The 3,751-nt window shown below is 59.6% G+C and carries 4 protein-coding genes and 1 pseudogene; all 5 read left to right on the top strand.

What is annotated here, in order from left to right; all coding sequences use genetic code 11:
• A partial coding sequence (locus EN994_RS22135; RefSeq protein ID WP_127307808.1) for an extracellular solute-binding protein occupies window positions 1-828 on the top strand: 828 nt, incomplete at its 5' end.
• Window positions 829-966: 138 nt separating this feature from the next.
• Window positions 967-1,863 (top strand): sugar ABC transporter permease, encoded by an 897-nt coding sequence (locus EN994_RS22130; RefSeq protein WP_063167589.1) that lies wholly within the window; start codon window positions 967-969, stop codon window positions 1,861-1,863.
• A 5-nt stretch (window positions 1,864-1,868) separates the two neighbouring features.
• Window positions 1,869-2,711, top strand: a complete 843-nt coding sequence (locus EN994_RS22125; RefSeq protein WP_013532946.1) for a carbohydrate ABC transporter permease — start codon at window positions 1,869-1,871, stop codon at window positions 2,709-2,711.
• Window positions 2,712-2,774: 63 nt separating this feature from the next.
• Entirely contained in the window at window positions 2,775-3,596 is an 822-nt protein-coding gene (locus tag EN994_RS22120) for a sugar phosphate isomerase/epimerase (protein ID WP_063167590.1), read from the top strand.
• An 11-nt stretch (window positions 3,597-3,607) separates the two neighbouring features.
• Window positions 3,608-3,751 (top strand): annotated as a pseudogene (locus tag EN994_RS22115) (gfo/Idh/MocA family oxidoreductase); the annotation flags it as partial.

Genomic DNA, 3,751 nt, shown 5'->3' with positions numbered 1-3,751 from the left:
TATCCGGTCTTCGTGAATTTGGACCTCGCCGCCAAGGCGGGCGTGACCAAGCTGCCGTCGACCCGTGCGGAGTTTCTCGAAGCCGCCAAGAAGATGACGCACGCCGACCAGAACCAGTATGGCTGGGTGCTGCCCCTGTCGCTGCAAACGCCATCCGGCGTCCAGAACGACATGATGTCGTGGGTTTGGGCTTCGGGCCAGTCGATGATGGCGAGCGGCAAGCCGGACCTTGAGGGCAAACCGGTGGTGGATATGCTCACTTTCGTCAAATCACTCAATGACGCCGGCACCATCTCGCCCGGCATCGCCACCAAGACCGAGCAGGAAAAGGTCGAGGAGTTCGTCAACAACCGCGTCGGGATGATGATCGACTCGCTCGCGCATGTGAACCTCATCCGCAAGCGCAATCCCAAGCTGAACTTCGACCTCATCCCGGTCCCTGTCGTGGAAAACTATACCGGCAAGCGCGGCCTTCCCTATGCCTCCTGGGGCATCGGCATCTCTGCGGCTTCGAAACATCAGGAAGAGGCCTGGAAACTCGTCCAATATCTGATGAGTGAAAAGGTCAACGCCAAGCTCGTGTCGCTTGCAAACGCCTTCCCGGGCAACGTCAACGCCAAGCCCGATTTCGTGACCTCGGACAAGGCTTTCGGCAAGGCTTTTGAAATCTTCAAGACCGGTCATCTCGCCAATGAGTTCACGGGCCTGCCGGTGGCTGAAGACCTGATGACCCAGTTCGACGTGCAAGCCCAGAAGATGCTCGCCGGCGAGCAGTCTCCGGAACAAGCCGCCGCCGCCGCTCAGAAGGGCTGGATGGCGAAATTCTGATCGGCCTGTTCCCGTTTGCTGTCTTCGACCGGGTGACCTGACTTCGGGCAGGCCACCCGGCAACAACGGATCGGCATTCTGAGTGGACTTGTTTTCGAAAGCTTACCTTCCCTTGAAGGCGTATCCCAAGGTTGGCACATGACCCGGCAAAAGCGCTCCCACCACAAGCTCAAACGAGCGGTCGCACCCTACCTCTATCTGTCGCCCGCGCTGCTCATAGTCGGGCTCCTGATGCTGCTGCCGATGGTGACGGTGATTGCCTACTCGTTCCAGAACAGCGCGGTGCTGCGTCGTGACCCATCCTTTGCCGGACTGAAGCACTACCAGGCGATCTTCGACGACCCCGTGTTCTGGGCTTCGCTGTGGCACACGCTCTACTTCACATGCATGAGTGTCATTTTCCACATGACCATCGGCATGGTCTTCGCGCTCATGCTGAACAGCGACCGCATCAATCCGACGCTGCGCAATATTCTGCGTGTGCTCTACATACTGCCCTGGCTGTTCACCGCGGTGATCATCGCCGTGATCTGGCGCCTCCTGCTTGAGCCGAACGGTGTCGTGAACAGTATTCTCATGCAAATCGGCATCATCGGTTCCAAGGTCGAATGGTTTTCCTCGCCTGAGACCGCGCTGCATGCAGTCACTTTTGCCAATATCTGGGCGGGCTACCCGCTCTTCATGGTCAGTTTGCTCGCGGGTTTGCAGGGCATTCCCAAGGATTTCTACGAGGCCGCCGATATCGACGGGGCGAAAGCCTACCAGAAGCTGATCTTCATCACCATTCCGCAGCTGATGCCGATCATCATCAGCATCTCGCTGCTCGACTTCATCTGGACCATGCAGGTCTTCCCGCTAATCTGGATAACGACGGGCGGTGGCCCGATCTACTCGACCGAGGTCCTCAGCACCTACACGTACAAGCTGGCATTTTCGAGCTACAACCTGTCGCAGGCTTCGGCCAGCGCCGTGGTCATCCTGCTGATCTCTCTCGGCCTGACGCTGTTCTATATTCGCTATCAAAAGGCTCGGTAATCACCATGAGGAAAAGGCACACGCCGAAAGACAGGCTGATCACCGTGGCGCTCCATGTAGCGCTTGCAGCAGGGCTCTTTTTCGCGGCATTCCCGATCTACTGGATGCTGAGCAGCTCGTTCAAATCGAATACCGAAATCTTTGCCCTGCCGCCAACCATCCTGCCAAAGGCGTTCACGCTGGAAGCGTATGCAGCCATCCTTGGCGACCCGGTAAAGCTGCGCTTCTTCTTCAACAGCTATTTCGTGGCGGGAGCGGTGACCGTGCTGACGGTGCTGATCGCCTTGCTGGCGGCCTACGGGTTCAGCCGCTTCAATTTCCGCGGCAAGGGCAGCCTGAACACAATCATCATCAGCACGCAGACGATTCCGCCGATCACACTTTTGATCCCCTTCTTCGGGCTTGTCGTCTCATACGGTATCTTCGACACCTATGTCGCACTGATCCTGACCTACCTGGTGTTTACGCTGCCCTACGCGATCCTGCTGATGACGGGATATCTGAACACCTTGCCCCGCGATCTCGATGAAGCCGTGGCTGTCGACGGCGGCAGCAGCTGGACCGCGCTTTGGCGGGTGATTGTCCCGATTTCACTGCCTGGTATCGTGGCGACGTCGGTCTACACCTTCCTGTTGTGCTGGAACGAATTTCTCTTTGCGCTGACGCTGACGAAGTCGACGTCCATGCGCACGGTCCCGATCGGCATCCAGCTGTTGATGGGGCAGCATGCCTTCGAATGGAACCAGATGATGGCGATGAGCGTGCTCGGCTCGCTACCGCTCTTGCTCATCTACCTCGTTGCCCAGAGATACTTCCTCGCCGGCATGACCGCGGGCTCGGTCAAGTAGGATGTTCATCCCACGGCGACGCAGGGTGGCATCAATCAATAAGCGGTATCAAGGATTGAAAGGATGAACGTGAAAGACCTCAAAGTCGGCTGCCAGACCTTCACCTGGGAAATGCTGGGAGACCGGTTCACCGGCGGCCCCGACGATCTGCTGAGGGCGATCTCTGACGGTGGCTATGCCGGCATCGAGATCACCGACACCATGATCGGACATTATGGCAACAAGCCGGAGGAGTTCGCCGCCGCGCTGAAGGCGTGGGGGCTGACGCTGGTTTCCTTCGCCTTTGGCTCGCACAGCGGTTTTACGTCGAAGGAGGAGATCGGCGCCGACCTCGAAACCGCCAAACGCTGGATCGATTTCGCCGCCGCCTTCCCGAATGCGCTGGTGTCGATGGGCTCGGCCACGGTGGTGTCCGACGGCCCGCGCGACGAGAAGTTCGCCATCGCGGCCGAGGTCTACAACCAGGCCGGCGAGCTTGGCCGCAGGGACGGTGTTCAGGTCGCGGTGCATCCCAGCTCGCACCACAACACGCTGCTGTTCGACCGCGCCGATTACGACGCGATCTTTGCCTTGCTCGACCCCGACCTGGTCGGCTGGGTACCGGATACCGGCCATATACTGCGCGGCCACAAGGACATGTCCGATACGCTGCGCACCTACCGCGACCGCATCCGCTACATCCACCTCAAGGACGTCGATGCCAACGGCAGCTGGGCCATGCTCGGCAAGGGCGTCTGCGACACGCCGGCGGTGATCGAGATCGCCAACACCGCACCGCGCTTCAACGGCTGGCTGGTGCTGGAGGAGGAATCCGAAACGGCCGCCGCCGATCCCGCCGGCGCGGTAAAAACCAACCGCCAGACAATGCGCAGCTTGGGCGCCTGAAGAACGAGACGATGATCAAGAAACAGGACAGACGCCTCAGGGTCGGTGTGCTCGGCTGCGGCCCCATCGCGCAGTTCGCGCATCTGCAATCCTGCGTGAAGGCTGGGAATGCCGACCTCTACGCCATCTGCGACGCGGCACCCGATCTGCTCGCC

The organism is Mesorhizobium sp. M7A.F.Ca.CA.002.09.1.1, from assembly GCF_003998555.1.
In the GTDB taxonomy this organism is placed as follows: domain Bacteria; phylum Pseudomonadota; class Alphaproteobacteria; order Rhizobiales; family Rhizobiaceae; genus Mesorhizobium; species Mesorhizobium ciceri.
Note: the sequence above shows the minus strand (reverse complement) of the source record. Positions and strands in the feature narration are given on the sequence as shown.